The sequence below is a fragment of the Pseudoclavibacter terrae genome, assembly GCF_008831075.1.
Taxonomy (GTDB): Bacteria; Actinomycetota; Actinomycetes; order Actinomycetales; family Microbacteriaceae; genus Pseudoclavibacter; species Pseudoclavibacter terrae.
In genome coordinates, this window is sequence record NZ_WBJX01000001.1 from 1 (window position 1) to 24,229 (window position 24,229).

General features: G+C 69.8%; 21 protein-coding genes. 5 read left to right on the top strand and 16 right to left on the bottom strand.

What is annotated here, in order from left to right; genetic code table 11:
- Positions 1 to 337: 337 nt before the first annotated feature.
- The 7 genes from F8O03_RS00005 to F8O03_RS00035 all read right to left on the bottom strand — a co-directional run bounded on the left by F8O03_RS00005 (position 338) and on the right by F8O03_RS00035 (position 7,003).
- Complete coding sequence (locus tag F8O03_RS00005) at positions 338 to 1,045, bottom strand: SDR family oxidoreductase (protein ID WP_151421846.1); 708 nt, start codon at positions 1,043 to 1,045, stop codon at positions 338 to 340.
- Positions 1,046 to 1,110: 65 nt separating this feature from the next.
- On the bottom strand, positions 1,111 to 2,472 hold the full coding sequence (rfaE2, locus tag F8O03_RS00010; protein ID WP_151421847.1) for a D-glycero-beta-D-manno-heptose 1-phosphate adenylyltransferase: 1,362 nt from the start codon (positions 2,470 to 2,472) through the stop codon (positions 1,111 to 1,113).
- The gene (locus tag F8O03_RS00015) at positions 2,469 to 3,146 is read right to left on the bottom strand and encodes a D-sedoheptulose-7-phosphate isomerase (protein ID WP_244295750.1); all 678 of its coding nucleotides are present in this window, start codon (positions 3,144 to 3,146) and stop codon (positions 2,469 to 2,471) included. The genes rfaE2 and F8O03_RS00015 overlap by 4 nt, the downstream gene beginning before the upstream one ends.
- A complete protein-coding gene (locus F8O03_RS00020; protein ID WP_151421848.1) occupies positions 3,143 to 4,387 on the bottom strand; it encodes a glycosyltransferase in 1,245 nt (414 codons plus the stop codon). The genes F8O03_RS00015 and F8O03_RS00020 overlap by 4 nt, the downstream gene beginning before the upstream one ends.
- Entirely contained in the window at positions 4,384 to 5,391 is a 1,008-nt protein-coding gene (locus F8O03_RS00025; protein ID WP_151421849.1) for a glycosyltransferase, read from the bottom strand. The genes F8O03_RS00020 and F8O03_RS00025 overlap by 4 nt, the downstream gene beginning before the upstream one ends.
- Positions 5,388 to 6,431 carry a glycosyltransferase family 9 protein gene (locus F8O03_RS00030; RefSeq protein ID WP_151421850.1) on the bottom strand — a complete coding sequence of 348 codons (1,044 nt, stop codon included), beginning with the start codon at positions 6,429 to 6,431 and terminating at the stop codon, positions 5,388 to 5,390. Before F8O03_RS00030 ends, F8O03_RS00025 begins: the two co-directional genes overlap by 4 nt.
- A complete protein-coding gene (locus tag F8O03_RS00035) occupies positions 6,431 to 7,003 on the bottom strand; it encodes a D-glycero-alpha-D-manno-heptose-1,7-bisphosphate 7-phosphatase (protein WP_244295753.1) in 573 nt (190 codons plus the stop codon). Before F8O03_RS00035 ends, F8O03_RS00030 begins: the two co-directional genes overlap by 1 nt.
- A gap of 98 nt (positions 7,004 to 7,101) precedes the next feature.
- Between F8O03_RS00035 and F8O03_RS00040 the strand changes: the two genes are divergently transcribed.
- Positions 7,102 to 8,097 (top strand): glycosyltransferase family 9 protein, encoded by a 996-nt coding sequence (locus F8O03_RS00040; protein ID WP_151421851.1) that lies wholly within the window; start codon positions 7,102 to 7,104, stop codon positions 8,095 to 8,097.
- A 6-nt stretch (positions 8,098 to 8,103) separates the two neighbouring features.
- Here F8O03_RS00040 and F8O03_RS00045 read toward each other — a convergent pair whose 3' ends face one another.
- The gene (locus F8O03_RS00045) at positions 8,104 to 9,561 is read right to left on the bottom strand and encodes an amino acid permease (RefSeq protein ID WP_151421852.1); all 1,458 of its coding nucleotides are present in this window, start codon (positions 9,559 to 9,561) and stop codon (positions 8,104 to 8,106) included.
- An 88-nt stretch (positions 9,562 to 9,649) separates the two neighbouring features.
- On the bottom strand, positions 9,650 to 11,197 hold the full coding sequence (locus F8O03_RS00050) for an aminotransferase class I/II-fold pyridoxal phosphate-dependent enzyme (protein WP_151421853.1): 1,548 nt from the start codon (positions 11,195 to 11,197) through the stop codon (positions 9,650 to 9,652).
- Positions 11,198 to 11,272: 75 nt separating this feature from the next.
- Here F8O03_RS00050 and F8O03_RS00055 point away from each other — a divergent pair, with 75 nt between their 5' ends.
- A complete protein-coding gene (locus tag F8O03_RS00055) occupies positions 11,273 to 12,178 on the top strand; it encodes a LysR family transcriptional regulator (protein WP_151421854.1) in 906 nt (301 codons plus the stop codon).
- Here the strand turns inward: F8O03_RS00055 and F8O03_RS00060 are convergent.
- From F8O03_RS00060 to F8O03_RS00070, 3 genes are read right to left on the bottom strand one after another with little or no spacing between them, the layout of a single operon-like run.
- Positions 12,144 to 12,656, bottom strand: coding sequence for a GNAT family N-acetyltransferase (locus F8O03_RS00060; RefSeq protein ID WP_151421855.1), 513 nt, complete (start codon positions 12,654 to 12,656; stop codon positions 12,144 to 12,146). The two genes, F8O03_RS00055 and F8O03_RS00060, sit on opposite strands and share 35 nt — an antisense overlap.
- Before the next feature lie 28 nt (positions 12,657 to 12,684).
- A complete protein-coding gene (locus F8O03_RS00065; RefSeq protein WP_151421856.1) occupies positions 12,685 to 13,710 on the bottom strand; it encodes a lactonase family protein in 1,026 nt (341 codons plus the stop codon).
- Entirely contained in the window at positions 13,707 to 14,690 is a 984-nt protein-coding gene (locus F8O03_RS00070; RefSeq protein ID WP_151421857.1) for a Gfo/Idh/MocA family protein, read from the bottom strand. The genes F8O03_RS00065 and F8O03_RS00070 overlap by 4 nt, the downstream gene beginning before the upstream one ends.
- 302 nt (positions 14,691 to 14,992) lie before the next feature.
- Here F8O03_RS00070 and F8O03_RS00075 point away from each other — a divergent pair, with 302 nt between their 5' ends.
- On the top strand, positions 14,993 to 15,217 hold the full coding sequence (locus F8O03_RS00075; RefSeq protein ID WP_104254665.1) for a hypothetical protein: 225 nt from the start codon (positions 14,993 to 14,995) through the stop codon (positions 15,215 to 15,217).
- A gap of 4 nt (positions 15,218 to 15,221) precedes the next feature.
- On the opposite strand, the gene F8O03_RS00080 is transcribed toward F8O03_RS00075, so the two are convergent.
- The 4 genes from F8O03_RS00080 to F8O03_RS00100 form a co-directional block, all read right to left on the bottom strand.
- Positions 15,222 to 16,763, bottom strand: coding sequence for an RNB domain-containing ribonuclease (locus F8O03_RS00080; RefSeq protein WP_151421858.1), 1,542 nt, complete (start codon positions 16,761 to 16,763; stop codon positions 15,222 to 15,224).
- A gap of 253 nt (positions 16,764 to 17,016) precedes the next feature.
- The gene (locus F8O03_RS00090) at positions 17,017 to 19,278 is read right to left on the bottom strand and encodes an alpha-L-rhamnosidase (protein WP_167516422.1); all 2,262 of its coding nucleotides are present in this window, start codon (positions 19,276 to 19,278) and stop codon (positions 17,017 to 17,019) included.
- Positions 19,271 to 20,569, bottom strand: coding sequence for an MFS transporter (locus F8O03_RS00095; protein ID WP_151421860.1), 1,299 nt, complete (start codon positions 20,567 to 20,569; stop codon positions 19,271 to 19,273). Before F8O03_RS00095 ends, F8O03_RS00090 begins: the two co-directional genes overlap by 8 nt.
- Before the next feature lie 126 nt (positions 20,570 to 20,695).
- Positions 20,696 to 21,739, bottom strand: a complete 1,044-nt coding sequence (locus F8O03_RS00100; protein ID WP_167516423.1) for a LacI family DNA-binding transcriptional regulator — start codon at positions 21,737 to 21,739, stop codon at positions 20,696 to 20,698.
- 161 nt (positions 21,740 to 21,900) lie between these two features.
- On the opposite strand from F8O03_RS00100, the gene F8O03_RS00105 reads away from it, so the two are divergent.
- Together F8O03_RS00105 and F8O03_RS00110 are read left to right on the top strand one after the other, a co-directional pair.
- Complete coding sequence (locus F8O03_RS00105; RefSeq protein WP_208851760.1) at positions 21,901 to 22,953, top strand: hypothetical protein; 1,053 nt, start codon at positions 21,901 to 21,903, stop codon at positions 22,951 to 22,953.
- 144 nt (positions 22,954 to 23,097) lie between these two features.
- Positions 23,098 to 24,183: a DUF4870 domain-containing protein gene (locus F8O03_RS00110; protein ID WP_151421862.1), complete on the top strand. Its 1,086-nt coding sequence runs from the start codon at positions 23,098 to 23,100 to the stop codon at positions 24,181 to 24,183.
- The last annotated feature ends 46 nt before the right edge of the window (positions 24,184 to 24,229 follow it).

Sequence of the window (24,229 nt, forward strand, 5' to 3'; positions counted from 1 at the left end):
TCCGCGAACACGCTCAGCAGGTTGCCTCCGACTGCCGCGAGGAGAACGTAGAAGGCGACGGCAGCGAGGCCCACCCAGATCATTCGGGGCACGGACTTGGGGTGGCGGATGTCGCTCATGACGTGATTTCCGATCTGAGAAGTCGTTTCGGCAGGCCGCCCGTTTGGAGCTTCGCTGCCATTCGAGCCGGTTGCCTCTCCCACCGGGGAAGCTTGCGGGACTGCGAACGGGACAATGTTGTCATGCGACCCACTGTGCTCGGTCTGTCAGCCGGTGAGTGCTCGGCGGCTGAGGACGGCAGCGCGAGTCGCCCGGGATCGCACCTGAGTGCATCCCGCTACGGCCAGCTCGGCTCCTCCTCGGGGAAGATCGCGAGCTCCCGCACCTCCACGCCTTGCGGCTGCTGCAGCACGAACACGACCGACCGGGCGACGTCGGCCGGGTCGTTCAGCTGCGCATCCGGGCCCGGCTTGTACTGCTCCGTGCGTCCGTCGAAGAACTTCGTGCGCATGCCTGCCGGGATGAGGGTCGTGACCCCGAGCCTGCCCCGCGTCTCCGCGGCGAGGGCGCGCGAGAAGCCAAGCACCGCGAACTTCGACGCCGAGTAGGCCGTCGCGTCCGACAGCGGACGCAGCGCGAGCGACGAGGCCACCGTGACGACGCGGCCGTGCGACGCCTCCAGGTACGGCAGGGCCGCGCGCACCGTCGAGACCGTGCCGAACAGGTTGACGGCGACGATCTTCTCCCACTCCTCGCCGCTCAGTTCCTCGAGCTTCGCCGGCCGGTCGATGCCCGCGGCCGTGACCACCGCATCCAGACCGCCGAGCTCTTCCGCGACCTCGATCACCGCGCGCTCGACGGCAGGCCGGTCGGTGACGTCGACGTCGCGGGCGAGCACACCGGACGCGACGCCGCCAGTGTCGAGATCGAGCACGATGGGCGTACCGCCGGCCTCGGCGACCGCGTCGGCGACGGCGGCACCCAGGCCGGACGCGCCACCCGTGATGAGCACACGCCCGACGGGGCGAAGGGGAGTTGCTGGCATGGAGATTCCTCCTTTGATCGTGGACTTCATTAATGGAATGGGTCGAGCGGGAAGGGAGCGCCTGATCAGCCGACGGCCGCGAGCGCCGCGGCGAGCGACGTCGTCGAGTGCCCGAGGTGGAAGGGAACCGTGACCGTGCGCCCACCCCACTCGGCGAGGAGCTTCGTCTCGGGGAGGGCGTCCACGCTGTAGTCGCCGCCCTTCACCCAGACATCCGGGCGCAGGCGTGCCAGGAGCGTCTCCGGGCTGTCCTCCTCGAAGACGACGACCGCGTCGACCATGCGCAGCGCGCTGAGCAGCTCGACGCGGTCGGCTTCGCCGATGATCGGTCGCTGCTCGCCCTTCAGGCGGCGCACCGAGTCGTCCGAGTTCAGGCACACGATGAGGCAGTCGCCGAGCCCGCGCGCCGTCTCGAGGGTGCGCACGTGCCCGGCGTGGAGCAGATCGAAGCATCCACCGGTCGCGACGACCGTGCCGCCTCGGGCGCGCACCGACGCGATCAGCTCCTCGGCAGCGCCGCCCGGAAGCTGGGAGGGGTGCGGATCGGGTCGGACGACGGATGCGACGCCGCCAGCACGCAGGAACGCGCCGGCCGTGTCGATGGCCGCGCGAACCGCATCCTCGAGGTCGTCGCCGGCTGCGATCCGCGTCACCGCAGTGGCCGCGAACCGGTCACCTGCACCGCACGTGTCCGCGGCCTGCACCGGTTCCGCAGGCAGGACCACCGGCTGCCTTGCCTCCCCGGTGCCGTCGTCGGAACGTGCGAGGAGCGCCCCGCGCTCCCCGAGGGTGACGGCAACGGCGTCGCATCCCCACCGCTCGAGCAGCTGCGCGGCGGCGACGGCGGGGTCGGTCTGCCCGGTGAGGCCGCTCGCCTCGGCGAGGTTCGGGGTGACGAGGGTCGCTGCGGCGACGGGCCGTTCGCCGCGTGGATGCGGATCCCAGACGAGCGGGGCCCGCCCTGCGACGGAGTCCAGGGCTGCCCGGATCTCCGGGCAGCGTGTCACGCCGCGGCCGTAATCGGCGACGAGGACGGTATCGGCGGCGGCGATGGCGGCGAGCATCTCCGGGCTCGCCGCGACCGGTGGCGGGGGAGCGCAGCCGTCGTCGATGCGCGCGAGCGCATGCCCGGCGGCATGGAGGCGCGTCTTGACGGGCGTCGGCGCGTTCGATGGGCCTGCGACGACGCGTACCCCCGCGAGCGCTGCCCGCAGGGTGCGGGCCGCCGTGTCATCGGCGAGCACCGTGACGAGCTCGACCTCGTGCCCGTCGGCGGCGAGCAGCGTGGCCACGAGGCCGGCACCTCCGGCCCGGTGCGTGCGGCTGTCGAGCTGCACCACGGGAACCGGAGCGTCCGGAGCGAGCCGCGTCGCGGAACCATCGAGGTCCTCGTCGAGGAGCGTGTCACCGACCACGGTGATCCTCATCGGGTGCCCCTCCGTTCCTCCTGGCCGCGCACGACGCCATCGAAGACCTCGCACAGGGCGTGGATGGCGGCGAGCTGGCACTCCTGCACGTGGGGAGACGGCGCATCCAGGCAGATCGCGTCGTCGGCGACCTCGGTGAGGGGGTTCGGCCCGGCCCCGGTGAGCGCCCAGGAGGTGGCGCCGATGTCTCGGGCGGCCGACGCCGCGCGCAGCAGGTTCTCGCTCGACCCGCTGGTCGACAGCAGCAGGAGGAGATCGCCCGAGCGGGCATGGGCCTGCACCTGCCTGGCGAACACCTGCGCGTAGCCGTAGTCGTTGCCGAGCGCCGTCAGGCTGGACGTCTCGGCGCTCAACGCGATCGCCGAGAACGCCTGCCGGTCGCCGCGGTACCTGCCGACCAGCTCAGCGGTCAGATGCTGCGCCTCCGCAGCCGAGCCGCCGTTCCCGGCCACGAGCAGGCGGTGGCCGCGCCGGAGTCGCCGCGCGAGCTCGAGCCCCCACTGCTCGAGGTGCTCGGCGTGCAGCTCGGTGGCGTGGGCGGCGTCGCGCAGGCCGCGCAGGTGCTCGCGGACCACCTCGCCGGGTCGCGCCAGCTGACGGTCGACGGTCCCCGCGACGGTCTGCGCCTCGGTTCCCGTCTCCGCGTTCGCGACCCGCGCGCCGACGGCGGTCACGAGGCGGCCCCTGCGAGCTGCTGCGACCGCTGGCTGGCCAGCGCCATCGTCTCCGCGTAGATCTGCTCGGTCGTCGCCGCGACCCGGTCCCACGTGTACCGGGTCTCGACCCTCGCCCGCCCGGCTCTGCCCATGGAGGCGCGCAGCGCAGCGTCGGTGAGGAGCTTCACGAGTCCATCGGCGAGCGCGCGCTCGTCGCGTGGCCGCACGAGGAGCCCAGTGGACCCGTCGACGACCGTATCCGCCAACCCGCCGACACGCGCCGCAACGACGGGCGCACCGCACGCCATGCTCTCGAGCGGCACGATCCCGAACGGCTCGTACCAGGGCGTGCACGCCACCACGTCCGCAGATCGCAGCAGCGAGGGCACGTCCTTCCGCGGCACCTGCCCGCGGAAGCGGACCCGGTCGGCGACGCCCAGCTGACTGGCGACCTTGCGAAGACGCTCGACCTCCGGGTCGGGAGTCACGCCCGCGCCGGAGGCGCCGACGACGACGAGCTCCACGTCCGTCACCCCGCGCTTCGGGAGCAGCGTCATCGCCCGGATGACGAGCTCCACGTCCTTGCGCGGCACGAGCCTGCCGATGCTGAGGATGCGCAGCGCCGCACCGCGCCGGTCGACGGGGCCGTCCAGGGTGAACTCGTCCAGGTCCACACCGCAGGGCGCGATCCGGACGCGGTCGCGCCTCACACCCATCGCGGTCAGTTCGTCGACCTCGTCAGCGCAGGTGGCGACGACCATGTCCACTTCGCGACCGACGCGTGGTTCCAGCCAGGCGCGCTGCGGCGGGCTCGTGTCCGCCGCCCCCTGGTGCCGTCGCTTCACCGTGCCCAGCGCGTGGAACGTCTGCAGCACCGCGGGCGGGGACGCGGATGCGCGGGCCGCGTCGGCGGCGGCGAGACCTGACATCCAGAAGTGGCCGTGCACGACGTCCGGCGGGCCGTTCGCCGCCCAGTCCGCGGCGACACCGGCCGCCAGCTCGGGCATGTACGGCAGCAGGTCATCCTTCGGGATGCGCGCCGCGGGCCCGGCGGGCACGTGGACGACCTCGACGCCGGCGTCGAGCTGCACCCGCTCGGGGAGGGCCTCGTCGTCGCGTCGCGTGTACACCGTCACCGCGTGGCCGCGTCTCGCGAGTGCTCGCGAGAGCGCCGCGACGTGCACGTTCTGTCCGCCCGCGTCGACGCTGCCGGGGGTGGCCAGCGGGCTCGCGTGCTCGGAGATCATGGAAATCTTCATCGGTTCGCTCCTTCGCTTCTGTGGTGTGCCTGGTTGCTGTGGTTCGCGGTGCGGTTGCGTCTGGCCGCGAACGCGTCGAGCTCGTCGTGGAGCAGCGCATCCCACGCGTCGAGGAAGCGCTGCAGGCCGAAGTGCTCGAGCACGAATGCTCGGGCGTTCGAACCGCGGCGCCTCGCCTCCTCCGGGTCCTCGATGAGCCGGACGGCTGCCGTGCGGAGCTCGCCGATGTCCGTCGAGATGGCGCCAGCCTCCGGCGGCACGGCCCGGTGCGCCTCCGTGGTGGCGAGGGCGAGCACGGGCATCCCCAGGTGCATCGCCTCGAGCAGGGAGAGGCCGAGTGAGGTCCAGCGGAACGGATGCAGGTAGGCGCGCCTGCGGGCGAGCTCCGCGTGCATCCGCGCCGTCGGCAGGTCGCCGACCGCTCGAATCGCGCTGCCGGGCAACGCTGCGGGCAGCAGGTCCGCGGCGATGCCGAAGGCGTCGACGGGCGCGACCTCCGCGAACGAGGGCAGCAGGTCGGTGCCCGTCACCCGCCAGCGGCGCACTGGCTCGTTGATGACGACGCCGAGCGCGGGCAGCTCACCGGTGTAGCGGTGACCGGGGTCGGGCACCCCGTGCTCGATGACCCGCGTCGCGGCCGGCCCGCAGTCCCAGACGAGGTCGTTGAAGTGCGTGACGTGCACGATCGTCACCGCGTCGTCGGCGAGGGGATGCCGCTCGGTGACCGGGAACATCTTCGGAGTGTTGTGCTCCACGAAGACCGCCGGGATGTCGTGGCCGGGGGTGCGCCCGAGATGCTCGATGACCAGCCCGAACTCCTCGAGTCGCTGCAGCACGACGATGTCGACGTGTTCCTCACGCAGCAGGGCGAGGGGGACCGCGCGCGCGTGTGCGGGCAGCGGCGGCGGCTCCTGGCCGGGAGCGACCGGCACCAGGTACTCGTGCGCGCCCGACAGGAAGCCGTTCGCCCACCCGCCATGCATGTACCAGACGAGAATCCTCATCTTCGAAGTCTTGCTGCTCCTCCTTCTCCAGAAAGGTGGTTGACAGATCGGAGAACTTCCGCTGCACTGACCCCTGTCAGGCACGGGTGGCCGGGTATCGGGCACTCCCTGGCGCGGGAGTTTCGGCACGGCGCATCCTGGTCGCCGAGCACGACGGAGGGCACCAGGTAGGGGCCCCAGCGGATGCTCGGCACCACCGGTGCGAAGAGACTCACGATGGGTGTCCCCACGGCGACCGCGAGGTGCGCCGGGCCGGTGTTGCCGACGACGACGACCTGCGCCGCCGCGAGGACGCCGGCGAGCTGAGGAAGATCGCAGCGTCCCGCCAGGTCGAGGGCCCCGGGGGCGGCGGCGCGGATTCGGGAGGTCAGCCCGCGTTCCGCCGAGGACCCCGTGAGCACCACTCGCGTGCCCTGCGCGGCGAGGGCCGCGGCGGTCTCCGCATACCGCTCGACCGGCCAGGTCCTGGCTGGGACCGCGGCGCCCGGATGCAGGACGACGAAGGGTTCCCGACCCAGGACGTCGGTCATGTCCGGGACGTCGCGGACGCGCATCCGGGCGTCGTCGCGCTCCGGCAGCGGGAAGCCCGCGGCTGCGGCGATGGCGAGCGCCCGCTCGGGCTCCGGGATGTCCTCGGGGAGGTCCTCACCCGGCCGGAGGCGAACGTCGAGGAGCGACCCCGGGTAGTCCACGGAGGCGCCGGCGATCCGAGCCACGCCCGCGAGGCGGAGCGCGAGGGCAAGGGGCAGCGGGGACTGGTGGAAGGACGTGAGGATCACGGCCTCGTCGACGTCCGCCGCTCGCACGAGGCGCAGCAGCTCAGCCAGATGCTCCTCGTCCGTGGTCGGCGCGGGGTTGGAGATCCACGGCGCATCCCAGACCAGCACGCGCTCCACGCCCGGCAGCATCCGGGCGGCGTCGGCGCCCCTCGGGCCGCACAGCATGACGACCGGTGCCTGGCTCGCCACGGCGCGCACGGCGGGGCCGCCGAGCAGCACATCCCCCATGCTGTCGAGCCGCGCGACGAGCACCCGACGCATCAGCCCTCACTCCGCTCATCGCTCGCGCGGGCGGGCAACGGTGCGCCGCCCGCCAGCAGCAGTTCGACGGCGTCGGCGAGGGTGCCGGAGACGGACGGTGCAGCGGCGACCTCCTCCGGGCGAGTCGCCGGGGTCGGGACGAGCACCGACCGTGCTCCCGCCGCGTGCGCGGCAGCCAGGTCAGCGGCGATGTCGCCGACGACGGCCACCTCGCTCGCCTCGAGGCCGAGCGCAGCCGCGGCCGAGCGCACCATCCCGGGCTTCGGCTTCCGGCACTCGCAGCCATCCTCAGGACCGTGCGGGCAGTACCGCCACACGTCGAATCCGCCGAACAGCTCGTCGACCCTGGCGTTGACGGCCTGCACCTGCGCCTCGGTGAGCAGTCCTCGGGCGACGCCCGACTGATTGCTGACGACCCCGACGCGCAGACCCGCCTCGCGAACCCGAGCAACAGCGTCGAGGGCCGTCGGCATCGGCTGCACGAGCGACGGATCACCGTTGTAGGGAATGTCGACGACCAGCGTCGCGTCGCGGTCGAAGAGCACCGCTCGAAGCGGAACCGGATCTGGCACGGGGCCTCCTCTGCACGGAACGGGTTCCGGAGTAGTAGACACACGAAGCCTGAAGATTCCTCACAGCCGTCGTCCGTTCGCGTATGCAGAATCGTCGGATGCGCACATTCGCGGAGCCAGCAGCCCGGCGCGACAGCGGCCGGCCGCCCACCCTTCTGGCCCTGCGGGCGCTGAAGCTCGGTGATCTGCTCGTCGCCGTGCCGGCCCTGAAGGCTCTCAAGCGCGCACATCCAGGCCACGAGCTCGTCTACGCGGGCCCGGCCTGGCTCGCCCCCGTGCTCGAGCTGATCCCAGCGGTCGACGCGCACCTGCCGACCCCGGGGCTCGATGATCTGCTTCCTCTCCCGCCAGGCACGGTCGATGTCGCCGCGAACCTGCACGGCAACGGGCTCGAGAGCCGCCGCATCATCTCCGCACTCCAGCCCCGCCGTCGGATCGTCCACGGCGCGCCCGCCGATCCGACCGCCGGTCTCGAGGCCGACGCGGGCCCCGGATGGCAGGACGGAGTGCTGGAGCGGCACCGGTGGGCGCGCCTCGTGAACGCGTTCGGCGCAGCTGCCGACCCGGACGACGTCGGCATCCTCGTGCCGGCCGCGCCCCCGCCGGTCCTCGGGGCGGCGGTCGTGCACGTCGGGGCCTTCTACGGGTCACGCCAGTGGCCTGTGGAACGCTTCGCCGCGGTCGCGAAGGCGCTCACGGCGGACGGGTTGCGCGTCGTCGTCACGGGGGACGGCGGTCGCGATCTGCCCAGAGCTCGGGCCGTCGCCGCGGCCGCTGGCCTCGACGCCACCGCCGTGCTCGCCGGCAGCCTCGACCTCACCGGCTTCGCCGCCACGATCGCGGCGGCCGCCGTCGTCGTGACGGCCGACACGGGGGCCGCGCACCTCGCATCCGCCTACGGAACCCCGTCCGTCGTGATCTTCGGGCCGGCCCCGCCCGAGGAGTGGGGGCCGCCGCCCGGACCGCACGTCGTGCTCACCGATGCGCGTCTCCGCCGCGGCGACGCGTTCGCCAGCGAACCCGACCCCGCCCTGCTCGCGGTCGGCGCGGACCAGGCGCTCGGCGCGGCCCGAAGGGTGCTGCGTTCGTGCTGAGCCGCGCTACTGAGTCTCGTCGAGCGGATGCGCGATGGTCGGGATCGAAGCCGTGAGCGGGCGCCCCTCCCGCTGCAGCTTGCGCTTCCGCAGCTGCCAGAGCACGGTGAGGATGAGGAACCAGACGGGAGCCGCGAGGAACGGCAGGCGCGTGTCGTCGCCGTAGATGAGCGTGCCGGCGATGAAGGCGAAGAACGCGAGCACCAGCCAGGGCGCGACGCGTGCCATCGGCATCTTGAACTTCGAGGCCAGGTGCTTCTCAGGGAAGCGTCGGAGGTACACGATGTAGCTCACGACGATGGAGCCCCACGTGAAGAGGATGAGCGTCGCGCACATCGACGAGACGAACGTGAAGGCCGCGATGACCTCGTCGCCCGCGAAGAGCAGCGGGATCGCGGAGAACAGGAAGACGCAGGTGAAGAAGACGGCCTTCGTCGGCACGCCCTGCCTGCTGGTCGACGCGAACGCCTCCGGTGCGTGCCCATCCTTCGAGAGGCCGAAGAGCATCCGCGTCCCCGAGTACAGGCCGGAGTTGGCGCTCGACGCGGCCGAGCTGAGCACGACGAGCTGGATCGCGAACGCCGCGAGGCCGAAGCCGGCGATCGCGAGCGTCGACACGAACGGGCTCTTCCCCGGCTCGATCTTGTCCCACGGCGTGACGCTCATGATGACGATGAGGGCGCCGACGTAGAAGATCAGGATGCGTGCGACGATCGAGTTGATGGCCTTCGGCAGCGTCTTGCGAGGGTTCTCCGTCTCCGCGGCGGCCGTGCCGACGAGCTCGACGCCGATGAACGAGAAGATGCCCATCTGGAAGCCGAGCACGAACCCGCTCGCGCCCATCGGGAACATCCCGCCGTGCTCCCACAGATTCGAGAGGGTCGCGGTGTCGCCGTCGGGGCTCTGGAACCGGGTCAGGATGAGCACGATCCCCACGGCGATGAGCCCCAGGATGGCGACGATCTTGATGATCGCGAACCAGAACTCGGTCTCGCCGAACCACTTCACGGGCTGCAGATTCAAGACCGTGAGAACGACCACCGCGACGAGCGCAGGCAGCCAGCTCGGGATGTCGGCGTTGAACCACTGCACGTACGCGGTGATGGCGACGATGTCGGCGACGCACGCGATGACCCAGGAGAACCAGTAGTTCCAGGAGACGAAGAACCCGGCCCATGGGCCGAGCATGTCCTTCGCGATGTCGCCGAACGTCTTGTAGTGCAGGTTCGAGAGCAGCAGCTCGCCGAGGGCGCGCATGATGAAGAAGACGAAGAACCCGATCACCATGTAGACGAAGACGATCGACGGCCCCGACACGCTGATGAGCTTCCCGGAGCCGAGGAAGAGCCCCGTCCCGATGGCGCCGCCGATGGCGATGAGCTGCAGGTGCCGATTCTTGAGGCCGCGCTGCATCTCGCCCTGCGGAGGTTTCGCGGTTGTGCTCGCGGTGGTCGTCGTGGACATGACACTCCTTTGTGCTGATGCCTTGATGGTGAAGCTGGCTGCTGGGTTGACGGGGATCGAGGTCTGGCGGCCGCTGCCGGCCGCAGGGTCAGGCGACCACGCGGAACGTGGTCAGGGCCGGGTCGTTGGCGCCGCGGACGTATCCGGAGGGGGCTGACCCCGTGTGCCTGAGGTAGTCGACGACCTCCTGGCTGAGCACCTCGCCCGGCAGCACGTTCGGCACACCCGGCGGGTACGCGGCCAGGGAGTCGGCGGAGATGCGGCCGACCGCCTCCGTGTACGGCACCGTCTCGACGGCGCTGAAGAACGCGTCCGAGAGGCCCATGGCCCGCTCGCAGCTCGCGGGCAGCGAGACCGGGCGAACCGGCTCGACCTCCGCCTCCGGCAGTGCCTGCAGGGCGCCCCAGAGCCGGTCGACGTCGACCCGCGCCGTCGCGCCGACGAGCACGAGCAGGGCTGAGGGGGTCGAGAGCTCGCAGTACACGCGGTGGTCGCGCAGCAGCTGGTAGTGCGCATCCGTGCCCGTGATGCCGGCGCCGCGCGTGTCGATGGCGATCTTGAAGGGGTCGTTCGCGATGGCGTCCAGGCTCGCGAGGATGTCGGGCGTCGCGTCCCGGTAGCGACGGTCGTCGTGCACGAGCCCGCGGATGCGCTGGGCGGAGGTGAGGGCCGCTTCGACCGCGTCCGGCCGTGTCACGAGGTGCCTTCGCGCTTCGTCGAGCGAGGCGAGGAGGAGGGCGCTGCAGCTCGTCGACTGGTACGAGCGCACGACCCGGTCCACGAGCGACTCGAGCCGCTGGGCCTGCGGCCCGTGCCCGAGCTGCAGCATCGCAGACTGCGTGAGCGAGCCCGCCCCCTTGTGGGTGCTCGAGATGACGAGGTCGGCGCCCAGCCGGGCCGCGTTCGTGGGCAGCGCCGGGTGCATCCCGAAGTGCGAGCCCCACGCCTCGTCGACGATGAGCGGCACCCCGTGACGGTGCGCGACGTCGGCGATCGCGGCGACGTCGGCGACGGCGCCGAAGTAGCTCGGGGTGACGATGTAGACGGCCGCAGACTCGGGATGCTCGGCGAGGGTCGCGGAGACCTGCGCCGCGGTCACGCCGTGGGCCGCCCCCAGCCCGGAGTCGACGGCCCCGTGCACGAAGTGCGGGGTGAGGTTCGCGTGCGTGATGCCGTCGATGACGCTCGAGTGCACGCTGCGCTGCACCGCGAACTCCGCACCGAGGCCACGGACGACGGTCGTCGCGACATGGTTGCCACCCGATGCGCCGTTGGTCGTGAACCAGACGCGACTCGCACCCCACGCATCCGCGGCGAGATCCTGGGCGCGCATGAGCGGGGTGACGCGGCCCGGCGTCGTGAGGCGCCACGTCTTCTGGTCGACGCCGCTGAAGAGCATGGGGAAGTCGAGGGTCAGCGCGTCGGCACCCACGAGGCTCGCCACGCCGGGCGCGTTCAGGGCCTTCGCATGGTGCGCTGGCACGTGCATCCGCTGCCAGTCGTGGGAGGCGAGGGAGCGGAGGGCGTCGGCGTACGGGGTCTCGAACTGCGCTCGCGGGATGTGCCGGTCGGCTGCCGCCGTGGTGTCGTCGTCTTGAGCGGCGCTGCTCGGGACGGGTGCGTAGAGGATGGACATGGGTTCAGGTTAGGAACGAAGTCAGGACGGCGATATAGCAGGATCCTGCCGCCAGTGACATACGGTCTATGTGTGATGAACCTGCAGCAGTTCCGTGTGCTCCTCGCCGTCCAGGAGCACGGGAGCCTGACGGGAGCGGCGAAGGCTCTGCAATACGGGGTGCCGACGGTGACGCACCACCTGCGCAGTCTCGAGTCGCACCTCGGCGCCCGGCTCGTCGTCCGCGGGCGACGTGGCACGTCGCTGACTCCGCTCGGGGAGTCGTTCGCCGCAGATATCGCGCAGGCGGTCGCGCGCATCGACCGGGCAGAGCAGACGGTCGCCGACCAGCGCGACGCCGGCGTCGTCACCCTGCGGGTCGGCACGTTCGCGTCGATGGGGTCGCGCCTGCTGCCCGCCGCGATCGCCGCCCTGCAGAAGCGAACGTCGGTGCGCGTCGAGGTGGTCGAGGGGGAGCCGACCGAGATCGTGCGGATGCTGCGCAGCGGCGAGGTGCACGCGGGGCTCATCTTCGACGTGTCCGTCGAACCCGCGTTTGCCGTCCCCGATCTGGTGCTGCAGCGGCTGCTCACGGAGCCGTACCGCGTGATGGTTGCGCGGGACAGCGAGTGGGCGGCGCGCGACAGCATCGACTTCGCCGACCTGCGGGATGTGCCCTGGGTGTTCAGCCGCAGCAACGACGAGGCCTCGGACCGTGTGCTGCGCCGAGTCGGTCAGTCGCTCGGCTACCCGGTGCGTGAGCTGATGCGCACCGACGACCTGTACATGATCCACGGCCTCGTCGCAGAGGGGCTCGGCTTCGCCCTCTCGACGGATGCCGCCATCGACCCCGACTTCGACGTCGTGCTGCGGCCCGCCGTGCAGGACCTGGGGGAGCGGCACGTGTCGTTCGTCACCCGCCGCGGTTCCGTGCCGACGGCCGCGGGCTGGCTCGCGGAGATCCTGCTCAGCGGCCGAGGGCCTGCAGCGGGTCGCCCGTGAGTCGGAACGTGTCCCAGTCGTCCATCGGGAACGCCCCGAGGCTCGTGTAGAACCCGATCGACGGCTCGTTCCACTTCAGCACCGACCACTCGAGGCGCCGGTACCCCTTCGCGACGCACTCCTGCGCAAGCGAGCTCAGCAGCGCCTTCCCGATGCCCCCGCCACGCGCATCCTCCCGCACGTAGAGGTCCTCCAGCCAGATGCCGTGCTCGCCCTCCCACGTCGAATAGCTCAGGAACCAGAGGGCCATGCCCTGCAGGCGCGGAGCACCCGCCCGGGCATCGGCGTCGGCCTCACCTGGCGCTTCGGCGACCGTCGCGAACACGGCAGGGTGCTCGCCGAAGAAGCTCCGATGGAGCTGCTCCTCGGTGGTCTTGACCGCGTCCGGTTCGCGCTCGTAGATCGCGAGCTCGTGGATGAGGTCCAGGATCTGCGGGACGTCGGCGGGGGAGGCGGGGCGGATGATCGGCTCGGTCACGGCACGACGCTAACAGCAGGCGCGGGCGTCAGGCCCAGCGCACCCAGTTCGCGCCGCTGCCCGTCTCGACCTGCTGCAGCTCGGTGAGGTGGTCGCCGCGGACTTCGTACAGCGCGACCTCCGTCGCTTCCTCGCCGGCAGCGACGAGGAAGCGTCCGTCGGGGCTGAGCGCGAAGCCTCGCGGCTGCTGCTGCGTGACCGTGAACGCGCGCGCGTCCTCGAGCGAGCCGTCCTCGGAGACCTTGAGGGGCGCGAGCGTGCTCGTCGTGCGCTCAGAGGTCCACAGGTACTGCTCGTCGGCACCCCAGTGGATGTCGGCTCCCCAGATCGAGCGGGGCTCAAGGGGGTTCCCGCCGAGGGCGCCCGGCTGGAGCCCCTGCAGCGCATCCGCGAAGCTCGCCGCGTCGGTGAACGACAGGACGCCCGTTGCCTGGTCGCGCTCGAAGCGCAGCACCTCGCCGCTGAACTCGGTGATGACGTAGGCAAAGCTCTCCGCGCCGTTCAGCACGATGTGCCGCGGGCCGCTGCCTGCGGGGGCTGCCGCCCCAACGGGGTCGAGTGGCTCGAGCTCGAGGTCGTCCGTGATCGCGTACTGGCCCACGAGGTCGTCGCCGAGCGAGACGAAGTACGCGAAGCGGCCGTCGGCGCTCGCCGCGACCGAGTGCAGGTGACGGTGCTCGACGATCGACGTCGGCTCGCCGACCTCGCCGTCGGTGACCGGCGCGATCAGGCCGTAGTTCGCCGAGTAGGCGGCGCCGAGCAGCACGGACCCGTCCCTCGTGAGGGCGACGTAGTTGAGGCCGCCGCGAGGCGTATCGCGTCGCGAGACCTCCGTGAGCTCGCCGGACTCGCGGTCGAGGCGCAGCGTCACGATGCCTGCCGGGCTGCCCTTCACCGAGGCGTAGACGAGGTCGCGAGCGGCGTCGACGACGAAGTTCGAGCATCCGGTGAGTCCCGGGGCCACGGAAAGCCGGGTGAGGGAGGCACCGTCGAAGCGGAACACCGAGATCGAGCCTTCGCCTGCGTTCGCGACGAGTAGAAGTGGGGTGGTCATGCAGTCTCCTTCTGTGGTGCTGTGGCCGCGCGTGCGGCCGCGACGACGAAGAGCACGTCGGCGCTGTGGTCGAGGCGGCGGTCCCGCTGGGCGGTGTCGTGCTCGCGGATGATGCGCTCGAACGCCACGAACTCCTCCACCATGCGGTGCGGGTGGTTCGTGAGGTCGACCTGCTTGGCAGCGCCGCCGCGGGTCTCGTAGCTCACCGAGGCCATGACGTTCGGTGAGCCGTCGACGACGATCCACCCGTCCTCCCCTTGGATCTTGCTGCGAATGGGGCCGTCAGAGTCCTTCGCGCAGACGCAGACGGCCGTGGTGTCGCCGTAGTCGAGGACCAGCACGCCGGACGTGTCGACGCCGCGCTGCACGTTCGCGGTGTAGGTCACGTTCTGTGGTCTGCCGAGCAGCCCGACGACGAAGTGGATGGCGTAGATGCCGAGGTCCATGAGCGCGCCGCCGCCCTGCGCGGGGTCGAAGGCCGGCAGCACGGTGCCCTCGCGGAACGCGTCGTAGCGGGACGAGTACTGCGAGTAGTCCGACTGGATGAGCTTGACCTTGCCGACCAGGTCGAGGTGCTCCGTGATCCACCGGTAGTTCGCGAGGTACTGCGTCGTGATGGCCTCGATGAGGATGAGGTCGCGTTCCGTCGCGAGGGTGCGCAGCTCCCGCAGCTCCGATTCCTCGAGCACGAACGGCTTCTCGCAGATCACGTGCTTCCCCGCCTCGAGCGCTTTGCGGGACACCTCGAAGTGCAGCGAGTTGGGCACGGCGACCCAGACGGTGTCGATGGAGGTGTCGGCGAGGCACTCGTCGAGGTCCGTGTGCACGCGTTCGATGCCGAACTGAGCCTGGAGCTTCTCGAGGTGCTCACGCCGGGGAGGTCGTCCGTAGATCGCGGCGAGCTCAAGCCCGGGGATGTCGGCCACATGGGGGAGGAAGTCGGCGACGATCTGCCCGGCGCCGATCACGGCGAGCCTCATCGGAGGGTCCTCGGGTGCGCGGCGAGCGTGGGGAAGGGCGTGGGATGCACGCTGTCGATCCTATTCGGGGTGCAGCGGATGTCGGCTGCTCCGCCCGTTCACGAGCGGCGGGTAGCACCGTCCGCTGCGAATGCGGGCTGGATCGCGGAGGAAACGTCCAGGGCATCACCGCGTCGCCCGCCACCGCGGGGAGGGGAGTTCTCCCCGCCTCCCGCTCGGGCGCTGCAGTGCCCGTGCATCCCAATCTGCGGGTCTACGCTCGCCGACATCCCGGACCAGCCGGGCCTGTCGAAGGAGTTCTCATGCGTCGAATCGCCTCAAGCATCACCGCAGCCCTCTTCGCCGTCGGCATCGCCGTCTCCGCCCCGGCGATCGCGAACGCTGGCACCGAGCAGATGTACTGGACCGGCGGATCTCTCGCCGACTGCCAGGCAGTGCAGCGCACGTACATCAGCTCGTGGACGAAGATCACCGAGTCCTGCCACCGCAACGGCAACGGCTACTCGTTCACCTGGGCCTCGCTGTAGGCATCTAGCCGCGGCGGGGTGCCTGGCTCGGTGAGACGACGCTGAGCGTGACCGTCCGCTTGTCCGGGTCGGCCGACTCGACTCGGACCACGACCGGCGCGCCCAGCTCGAGCGCTGAGGCGTCGCCGACGACCCTCGCCCTCACTGCTGGGTCTCGCAGCAGCACGGTTGCCTTCGCCCTCCGCCCATCGGCCCCGCCGGTCGGTGAGGACTCGACGACGATCCCGTCGAGCTCCTCGCTGACCAGCGGTCCGAGCAGCACCGCCTCGAGCAGGTCGACGGTTCCTCGCTCGTAGGCGTTCGCGCGCTGCGACCCGTCAGCCATCTCGCCCGGGAGCGCATCGAGCGCATCCACCACCCACGACGGCACCTCCCGGCCGGCGCAGTATGCGAGCGCGATCTCGGTGCCGTACCGGTCGACGAGGCGTCGCAGGGGCGCTGTGACGTGCGCGTACTCGGCGGCGATGGCGCTGTGGGATGCGCCGCTCGGCACGTCGGGGTTCTCCGGCGTCCCGAAGGCCGCGTATCCCGCCCCGCGGAACAGTCGGGTCGCTTCGGTCGCGAACGCCGCGTACTCGGGTCGCGACGGGTCGATGGTTCGCACGAACTCGGCGTATGAGGTGCTCGGGGACCAGTCGAACCCGAGGGCTGTGGCCACGCGGCGCAAGCGCTCGACGTCTTCGACGCGAGCCTCGTCGAGGGTGCGCCAGATGCCGACCCCGGCGCGGCGATGCAGCCTCGCCGCGGCGATGCCGGTGAGCAGCGACAGCTGCGCGTTGAACTCCTCGCTCGCCAGCGGCTCGCGCAACACCAGCCGGTAGCGGGACCCGTCTTCGCTGCGCTCGATCTCCTGATCTGGCACCTCGAGCGTCGCACCACCGCGGTCGAACTGGGCGTCGATGCGCAGCTGCCCGATCTCGGCGAGCAGCAGCAGGAGCTCACCGGCTGATCCGTCGTCGAGCTGACGCTGCACGGACCCGTAGTCGAGCTGCGCCCGAGAACGCACCATGGATCGACGCACGTCGATGTCGTCGAGCAGCTCACCCGACGCGTCGAGCCGCATCCGCCACACCACAGCCGGCCGGTCGACGTCGGGCAGCAGGCTTGCGGCGCCCTCGCTGAGCACGGCGGGATGCAGGCCGAAGCGGCCGTCGGGGCCGTACACGGTGAGGGCGCGGCGGTGCGTCTCGGCGTCGAGCGCGCCTCCGGGCTCGACGAACGCCGCCACGTCCGCGATGGCGTACAGCACCTCGTACGCCGCGGCGCCGTGCGCTCCGCCACCCTCGGCGGCTTCGACTCGGCGGAGGAAGAACGCCTGGTCGAGGTCTCGCGAGCCAACGGGATCAAGGGTCACGAAGGGCAGGTCGCGGAGGTCCTGCCTGGCGTCGCCCTGTGCGACGTCGAACGTCTGCGCCGCCGCGGCTTCGGCTTCGGCCAGCGCGTCGGCCGGGTAGTCGACGGGAATCTCGAGCTCCGCGCGGAGCTGCTCGAGGTAAGGGGCGAGCACGTCGGCGGCCGCGCCCGCCTGCACCGCGCGCTTGCTCATAGGGTGCTCAACTCCGGAGCGTGGACTCGGCTGTTCGACTGCATAGCGTCAACGTAGCCGGTGCCGCCGACATCCGAGCCGAGCCTGCATCAAGAGCCCAACCTGCGCGAGTGAGGGCTGGATGCGCGGGTGCTCGCGCCGGCTCGCCGGAGACGTGGGGGTGCACGTGGATGCGCCCGAGGGCGAGTCCTCGAAGTGGGTCACCTTCCAGACGCTGCGACTGCTCGATTGCCCCGGATTGCACCCAGTCCTCTCACTGATCACCTTGAGGGCTGGGCCAGATCGTCTCGATCACGTGTGTGCCTGGCCCAACCTGCCGCTCATCCATGCCGGGAATACGGAGCACCCCATTGACTGGTAAGTCGGCCGTGACAGTCAGAATGCCGTCGGAGATGTCCCAGCGCACCCGAACGTTGCCCTCGGTGAGTTCGAGAGACGTGTCGGCCGATTGGATTCCGCCCCCGGGTGAGGGGGCTACGAGTACAGCCGCGTACCCGGGCTCGGCTGGTGCAATACCTCCGATGTGACGGTGGATCCAGTCGGCGACCGAGCCGAGCGCGTAGTGATTGAAGCTCGTCATCTCGCCAGGATTGATACTCCCGTCGGGAAGCATCGAGTCCCAACGCTCCCAGACGGTTGTTGCCCCCATGCGGACGGCATAGAGCCACGAAGGGCACTCCTCCTGGAGCAGCAGCGCGTAGGCGTCATCGATGTGTCCAGTCATCGAGAGCGCCTCGGTCACGAAGGGTGTCCCAGCGAAGCCGGTCGAGATCGTGTGTTTGTTGGCGCGCACGAGCGCGGAAAGACGGACCCCGGCGAGCGGCAGTTCGTCAGCATCGAACAGCCCGAACACAATCGCAAGAGAGTAGGCGGTCACGGTCTCGGTCTCAAGGATCCCGTCGCGGACATATCGCCGACGGAACCCATTTCTCATGCGTGCAGCGAGGTCCCCGAACCGAGCGGCCTCAGAGTGCTTCTCGAGCAGCGTCGATGTATCGCGAAGCAGGGCGAAGGTGCGAGCACCGCTCGCTGTCGCAACAAGAGCCGTCGGGGTGAGGGCCGCCGCGGGATCTTCTGGTGGCGCGGCCGGGTCGAGCCAGTCGCCGAACTGGAACCCGTGGTCCCAGGTCCCGTCGTCACTCAGTACGGATGCGACAGCTTCACCGTGCGCGGTCATGACCGCGTAGTGGGAGGCCAATCGCTCGAGGTCAGCGTCGCGCTGGAACAGGGACCACGGCACCCAGACCGCTGCGTCCCCCCAGATCGCCGTCGGATCGGGCGACCCGAGGACCGGATTGCCTGACGCCCCGGGCTCCAGCTTGAGCGAGTCGGGAACGACGAACGGGACGATCCCACCTGCGTGCGTCGTCTCCTCGTGGACGTCCACGAGCCAGTCACTCAGGAAATCCTGAACGTCGAACAGGAAGGTGGCTGTCGGCGCGAAGACGGCGATGTCACCGGTCCACCCCAGTCGTTCGTCTCGTTGTGGGCAGTCCGTGGGCAGACCAACGAAGTTGCCGAGGAGTCCACGCACCACATTGCCGTGGAAGCTGTTGAGGAGGGCGTTCGAACTCGTGAACGTACCTGTGCGTCGGAGGCGCGAGCCGACTCGGATCGCACGTATCGCGGATGCGAGCTCCTCGTCCGTCCCTGGCCACCCGCGCACCTCTGCGAACTGGAAACCGTGCAGCGTGAAGGTCGGTTCGAACTCGTCGGCGCGGCCCGACAAGATGAAGCGGTCCGTTGCTTGAGCGGAGCGCAGGGGACGAGTTCCGAGCTCCCCCTCTTCGAGAACCTCAGCGTGCCGGATCTCGATGACGTGTCCAGCCGTTCCTTGAACGCGAAGCCGCGTCCAGCCGACGAGGTTCTCGCCGAAATCGACGAGCACACGCCCGGCGCGCGAACGGAACACCTTGCCGGGCGCTATCTCTTCGAGTCGTTCGATGGGCGGGCCCAGGTAGTCGTCGAAGCGGATTTCCTGAACTGCTACGACTTCGGTGCGGCCTGCCGACTGGTTCGAAGAAATGCGTGCATCGATGGTCTCCCCGTCGTAGAGGTCCGCGGAGGTGCTCGGGTCTATTGAGCTTTCCCATGCGCCGTCAGTGGCGATGACCTGGACGGTTCCGTCGTCGTAGGTGATGATCAGCTGGGCAGCGACGGCAGGGCGGTCGCCGTAGAGGCTTCGGTTCCCGCCCCATCCGAGGCGTCCCGCGTACCAGCCTGGAGCGAGCCGCAAGTCGATGGTGCTGCCGTTCTTCACGCGGCCCGTGACGTCCTCCTCTGCCACGCGGAGGCGCCACTCGTAGCTCGTCCAGCCAGGAGTGAGGAGAGCTGGACTGGTTGGGACATCGTCGATCCGTGCCTCGACGACGCCGAGCGCTGTGTATCTCAGGAGAGCAGACCGAATGGGCGTGTTCTCGGCGGTGAGTGAGATCTTCGTGCTGAAGCGAACGACACGATCTTGGGCGTGGGCGTCGAATGCAGGGGCGATGAAGGAACTGGCGAGGTCAGACAATGGTCTCTTTCTTGATCTTGTCGGCGGCGGCGGCAGGGTCGAAGTCGTCGGATTTCGCGATGCGGGGAATCCAGAAGAGGCCGATGGCCATGGCGACGGCCGACGCTGCCGTGATAGCGGCGAAGAGCGCTTGGGGGCCGGCGCTCGCAAGAGCTGGGGTGACGAGCGCGACGGCCGCTGCCACGATACGTGTGAACGCGATCATGATCCCCTGCGCGCTTGCACGGTGAAGCGTCGGGAACAGCTCCTGCGACCAGACCTTGAAGATGGGCTCGCCGGCGAGGTTGCCACCGAACGCGAAGAGCAGCGCTGTGAGCATCAGAGACGGGAGGTTGACGCCGACGATGGCCGGAATGCCATATGCGAGCAGCGTGAGCGCCGCTCCAATGGAGAAGCCCAGCATGCGGTAGCGGGTGTCGACGAGCCGCATCGTGATGTACAGGGCGCCGATACCGATGATCGCTTGCGCGATGTTGATCAGGGAGGCGGTCTGAACCGTCGAGCCAGCGACCTCGACGTAGAGGTACTGCGAGAACTGCCCATTCGTGTTCGCGGCGAGGTTTGAGATCGCGTAGAAGAGGCCGACGGCCACCAGCGGCACGATGTAGCGGGAACGAAGGAGGCTGGATAGCGCGCCAGCGTCGCGGAAGGCGCTGCCCGAGGCTCTCGCCGTCGCTATCGACTCGGTGCGCGTCTGCTGAGCCGCAGCCCAGGTTTCGGACTCGGGCAGTGTCGTGCGGAGGAGGATGACGATGATGGCGATGGCCGCGAGGACTGCGTAGATGATGCGCCCGCCGGTGGCACCCATTCCACCTACGATCGCGCCCATTGCGTTGACAGCGAGAATGCCTCCCACCCAGAGCACGTGCGTGAAGGACACAAGCTTCCCACGGCGATCGGCAGGTGCGCTTTCGGAGATCATCGCGATGGATACCGGCAGGTCGGCTCCAGCAGCGAAGCCGAGCAAGACCAGGCCTATCGCGATCATGACGGGAGTCGTCGCTGCAGCAAGCAGGATAGCCCCGAGTACGTACATGATGATGGTGACGGTGAAGACACGCCTGCGCCCGTACCTGTCACCGAGGCGACCTCCGACAATCGCGCCAACCGCGATCATCGCGGTCAGCAGCGCAGAGAACTGGCCGATGCTGTCAGCCGTCAGATCGAATTCGTCACGGTAGAGAACGAGCACTGTTCCGGTGGCGACGATCGCGGCGGCATCAAGGAATGAGGCCATACCGGCGACGATGGTGACCCACCAGGGGGAGCGGGCACTCTGGCGATCTGACATGGTTCTCCTTTGAACGTTGGGTCGTGGGCGTTGTTCGCCAACTGGGGCGCGTAGAACGTTCTACGTAGAACGTTCTACGCGATCGTAGAGTGGGGCCCGCGGCCCGTCAAGGCGCTCCCCGAACTTTTACCGCGCTCTTGCTTGGCCGGTCGATCCACGCACGCGCAAGGTGGGTTCGAGCAGGATGTCCTGAGGTGCACGACGTCCGGCTATTCGCTCGAGGAGCATCTTGCTCGCGTGCTGCCCCATGAGATGGCCCTGCTGATCCACGCTCGTGAGCGAGAACGGTGCCAGGGAAGCGACGGGACTGTTGTCGTGGCCGACGAGAGAGAGATGTTCTGGCACGGCGAAGCCAGCGCTATGTAAGGTGCTGTTCAGTCCGAGGGCGACCACATCTGACCCCGCGTGGACGGCGGTGACGCCTGTATCTGTCAGGAGCTGGCTGCCCGCGTCATGTCCGCCTTGCACACTCCAGGCTGCCTCGATGATCCTCATGCTGCGCTCCAGGTCGCGAATAGTCATCGACGCTTCGAATCCGCGACGTCGGAGGACGTCTGGCAGGGTCGGCGGGTCGTCCGAGCGGAGGTTCGAGACGAACGCGATGGTCTCGTGGCCGAGACGCACGAGATGGTCCACGACGAGCTCGGACCCGCGGGCGTCGTCACCAGCAACGGTGTCGTAGTTGAGCCCGGGCCCATGCCGGCCGATCACCACGATCGGGATCGTCGAGGCAAGGGCCTCCAACTGCTCCTCAGAGAATCGCGGCGAGACGAGGATGAGCCCATCCACGTCGTGATCCATCAGCAGGTCGGCCATGTGCTGCTGTTTGGCGGCGTCCACCCCAGCGGGGGAGATCAGCACGTCGTATCCCTCGAGGTCGAGCACCGATCTTGCACCCTCGAGGAGGAGCGCGTTGAAAGGGTTCTCGATGTCGCCGAGCACGAGGCCGACGCTGTAGGTGCTCCCGCGCAGCGCGCGCGCAGATTTCCGTGGCCTGTAGCTGAGCTCGGCAATCGATGCACTCACTCTTGCGCGCATGTCCTCACTGACGCCGGCAGCGTTGCGAATCACCTTCGAGGCTGCTGCGGTCGAGACCCCTGCGTGGCGAGCCACGTCCACCAACGTCACTCTCCCCGCCGCCTTCGGTGGTGCGCCTGACGATTCGCTCATGAGAGCATTCTCTCCTCTTGCGGCGCCTGGCGGTCCGCAGGCCGGGTCGACACGTCCGTCAGGGCCCGACTGCGCCGACGGTGCCGGGATCGTTCGACGCTCTGAGCGGAACCGGATGCGCTCCATACGTTTTCCATAGACCGATACGTCACGATGAGCGCATGGTTGACTTCAACAAGATTCTCGGCGCGGCCTCCAAGGCCCTTGGCAACTCCGGTGGCTCCGGCAACTCCGGCAACCGGGGCGGCGGGAAGAGCGGCTCCGGGGACTGGAAGGACATGGTCCGCAAGGTCGCCGACCAGGTGACCGGCGACGGTCAGCAGTCGCGCGGCCAGCAGGGCTACCCGAGCCAGCAGGGCTACCAGAACCAGCAGGGCCACCCGGGGCAGGCGCCCCAGTACGGCCAGTCCGGCCAGCAGCGCCAGTACGACCAGCGGCCGCCGAGCGCACCGAGCTACGGCTCACGACCCGGCGCGAGCGCTGGGGCTGGAACCGCTGCCGACAAGGCGGCCATCGCGAAGTACGACTACCTCCTCAAGACGGCTGCGCCCGATCAGCTCGAGCAAGCCCACCGCGAGGCGTTCCAGCGTCTCACCCCAGAGCAGCGCGACCAGGTGCGCGAGCGCCTGAGCGCCGAGTCCGGCCCGTACGACCGCCCCCAGTCGAGCTCGCCGGATGACCTGGCGCGGGCGGCGACGCGCGGAGAAGTGCAGCGGCCCGGGTTCATGGCGAAGGTGCTCGGCGCGGGAAAGCGCATCGCCTCCTCGCGTGGCGGTGGCAACTTCGCTCCCGGTTCCAGCCGTGGGGGCTCCTCCCGCTTCGGCCGAGGCATGGGCGTCGCGGGCGCTGGGGCCGCTGCGGCCGGTGCTGGCGCGCTCGGCGGCATCGCGCTCGGCGTCGTCGGAGGGGCCGTGGCGAGCTCCGTCGCCCTGCCTCTGCTCGGCGACGCGATGGCATCCGGCATCGACTTCGACGCTATCGCCGCGTCCGGTATCGAAGGCTTCGAGGGGCTCGCCGCCGACCTCGGCGAGTTCGGCGGCCTCGGCGAGACCGTCTCCGGTCTCGGCGAGCAGGTGGGCGGGTTCGGCGACCAGTTCGCCGGTGCCGGCGAGCAGCTCACGGGAGCGGGCGACCAGTTCCTGGGCGGCGTCGAGGAGCAGGCGGGCAACTTCGGCTTCGACATCCCCGGCCTCGGAGACCTCTTCGGCAAGTAGTCCACGCCCGTTCGGCGGCGTGGTTCACGCTCGGCTCCTGTGCTCGCGATCGGCAGAAGCATCACGGAAGTAGGCCACGATGCCCGCGTCCCGGGTCGCCGACCGCGGCGCCGAGACGCGGGCATCGCCCGTTAGGCTCGGGTGATGGCGAACCGCAGCTATCTCTACGTTGTCGACGAGATCCCAGGGCAAGGGGCCCCGCTCACGAGGGTCACGGGTCTCTCAGAGTGGAAGTGGGACGTGCCGCTTGTGCACGAGCTGCTCGTCTCCGGGTCCGGTCGCCTCGTTCCCTCGACGATCTGGGATGCGCCGGCCACCGCGATCCTCGGCGACTACGACCAGGGCGTCGCCAACCTCGAGCGCCTCTTCGCGCAGCTCCCGCACGACGAAGAGACGCAACGGCAGATCGCCGAGGCGCGCAACGCGTTGAACGACCCCGCGAACCGCGGTCGCTACCTGCTGCTCGAGGTCGCCGAGATCCACGTGCTCAGCGTCACGGACGACGACAACCCCTTCCCGGAGATGCTGACCGAGGCGCAGGGCATGGTCCACGGCGACGACGCGAGCGTGGACTCGCTCATCCGCTACGCGCTCGGGCTTCCCGCCGAGAAGCTCCAGCAGCTCACCGGCTCCGGGTCGTGGGCGAACAACCTCTACTTCGAGCCATCCGGGGCGCCGCAGCAGGAACAGGTGCCGGTGCCGGATGCCCTGCCCGAGGCCCAGCCAGCGCCGCCGGCCGCCCCCCAGCACGCTGCGCAGGCACAGCAGCAGGCACCGCAGCTCCCGCCACCGACGGGCCAGCCCCAGCAGGTTCTCCTCGTCCGGCCCCTGGCGAACGGGGCCGTGCAGTGGGGCGTCGGGCTGCTCGCGCTCATCCCGTTCCCGTTCGTGAGCGCCATCGTCGCCGGCATCGTCATGACGGCGGTCGGACGGTCGCGCGGGCCCGCGACTGAGGCTGGGGAGCGGAACCGCACGAACGCCGCCAACTGGGGGATCACCTACCTGATCTCCTCGGTCATCCTCATCGCGCTGCACATCGCGTTCCTCTTCACCTTCGACGACGAGTACTCGTCGACGTTCTACCCGATCGGAATCCCCATCACCATCTGGTTCGCCCTCTCGGTGACGCACGTCGTGCTCTCGATCGTCGGCCTCGTGAAAGCGTCGAAGGGTGTCGTCTTCAAGCCCATCGCGCTGCCGTTCTTCAGTCCCCGCGCTCGTCTCTGGTGAGTCGAAGGCGCTGACGCGCACTCGCATCCGCCTGCGCCGCCTGCCG

What these genes read in the sequence shown, in the direction of transcription:
- F8O03_RS00005 (WP_151421846.1), bottom strand. Translation starts at nt 1,045, where the DNA reads ATGCCAGCAACTCCCCTTCGCCCCGTCGGGCGTGTGCTCATCACGGGT.
- rfaE2 (WP_151421847.1), bottom strand. Translation starts at nt 2,472, where the DNA reads ATGAGGATCACCGTGGTCGGTGACACGCTCCTCGACGAGGACCTCGAT.
- F8O03_RS00020 (WP_151421848.1), bottom strand. Translation starts at nt 4,387, where the DNA reads ATGAAGATTTCCATGATCTCCGAGCACGCGAGCCCGCTGGCCACCCCC.
- F8O03_RS00025 (WP_151421849.1), bottom strand. Translation starts at nt 5,391, where the DNA reads ATGAGGATTCTCGTCTGGTACATGCATGGCGGGTGGGCGAACGGCTTC.
- F8O03_RS00030 (WP_151421850.1), bottom strand. Translation starts at nt 6,431, where the DNA reads ATGCGTCGGGTGCTCGTCGCGCGGCTCGACAGCATGGGGGATGTGCTG.
- F8O03_RS00040 (WP_151421851.1), top strand. Translation starts at nt 7,102, where the DNA reads ATGCGCACATTCGCGGAGCCAGCAGCCCGGCGCGACAGCGGCCGGCCG.
- F8O03_RS00045 (WP_151421852.1), bottom strand. Translation starts at nt 9,561, where the DNA reads ATGTCCACGACGACCACCGCGAGCACAACCGCGAAACCTCCGCAGGGC.
- F8O03_RS00050 (WP_151421853.1), bottom strand. Translation starts at nt 11,197, where the DNA reads ATGTCCATCCTCTACGCACCCGTCCCGAGCAGCGCCGCTCAAGACGAC.
- F8O03_RS00055 (WP_151421854.1), top strand. Translation starts at nt 11,273, where the DNA reads ATGAACCTGCAGCAGTTCCGTGTGCTCCTCGCCGTCCAGGAGCACGGG.
- F8O03_RS00065 (WP_151421856.1), bottom strand. Translation starts at nt 13,710, where the DNA reads ATGACCACCCCACTTCTACTCGTCGCGAACGCAGGCGAAGGCTCGATC.
- F8O03_RS00070 (WP_151421857.1), bottom strand. Translation starts at nt 14,690, where the DNA reads ATGAGGCTCGCCGTGATCGGCGCCGGGCAGATCGTCGCCGACTTCCTC.
- F8O03_RS00075 (WP_104254665.1), top strand. Translation starts at nt 14,993, where the DNA reads ATGCGTCGAATCGCCTCAAGCATCACCGCAGCCCTCTTCGCCGTCGGC.
- F8O03_RS00080 (WP_151421858.1), bottom strand. Translation starts at nt 16,763, where the DNA reads ATGAGCAAGCGCGCGGTGCAGGCGGGCGCGGCCGCCGACGTGCTCGCC.
- F8O03_RS00095 (WP_151421860.1), bottom strand. Translation starts at nt 20,569, where the DNA reads ATGTCAGATCGCCAGAGTGCCCGCTCCCCCTGGTGGGTCACCATCGTC.
- F8O03_RS00100 (WP_167516423.1), bottom strand. Translation starts at nt 21,739, where the DNA reads ATGAGCGAATCGTCAGGCGCACCACCGAAGGCGGCGGGGAGAGTGACG.
- F8O03_RS00105 (WP_208851760.1), top strand. Translation starts at nt 21,901, where the DNA reads ATGGTTGACTTCAACAAGATTCTCGGCGCGGCCTCCAAGGCCCTTGGC.
- F8O03_RS00110 (WP_151421862.1), top strand. Translation starts at nt 23,098, where the DNA reads ATGGCGAACCGCAGCTATCTCTACGTTGTCGACGAGATCCCAGGGCAA.